Source organism: Bacillus sp. SIMBA_031, assembly GCF_046535225.1.
GTDB classification, from domain to species: domain Bacteria; phylum Bacillota; class Bacilli; order Bacillales; family Bacillaceae; genus Bacillus; species Bacillus velezensis.
In genome coordinates this window covers 1-355 of the sequence record NZ_JAWRXC010000068.1, presented here as the reverse complement: position 1 = coordinate 355, position 355 = coordinate 1, and the positions used below count along the sequence as shown (strand labels likewise).

At 30.1% G+C, this 355-nt stretch carries 1 protein-coding gene; it reads right to left on the bottom strand.

Annotation, left to right across the window (positions count from 1 at the left end; genetic code table 11):
• Nucleotides 1-355: hypothetical protein (locus SB724_RS19535; RefSeq protein WP_410572437.1), on the bottom strand; the 355-nt coding region annotated here is incomplete at both ends.

The window sequence follows — 355 nt, the reverse complement described above, 5'->3', positions numbered from 1 at the left end:
CCTTTAGTATCATAAGTAGTATAATTTATTATTGTTTTACTGTCTACAGTGTAATTAGGTGGCTGAACTTGGCTGATTTCAACAACAGAAGTAGGATTTAAATGAGAAGTATTATCATATTTTGTTGTAATCTGAGAATAATCGTCCCCTCCCTTGGAAATAACTTTTGAAAGAGGAATAGAAATCATATTCGCATTCATCAATCTTTGGTCATTATAATCATATGGATACGATAAGCTTATACGCTCAGTTCCTCCATCTGGAAAGGTAGTAAGCTTATTTTTTATATTACCCATAGAATATAAATAATCTGACTGGGTGGTAAATGTTTTATTATTTAGATAGTCTTTTTTTA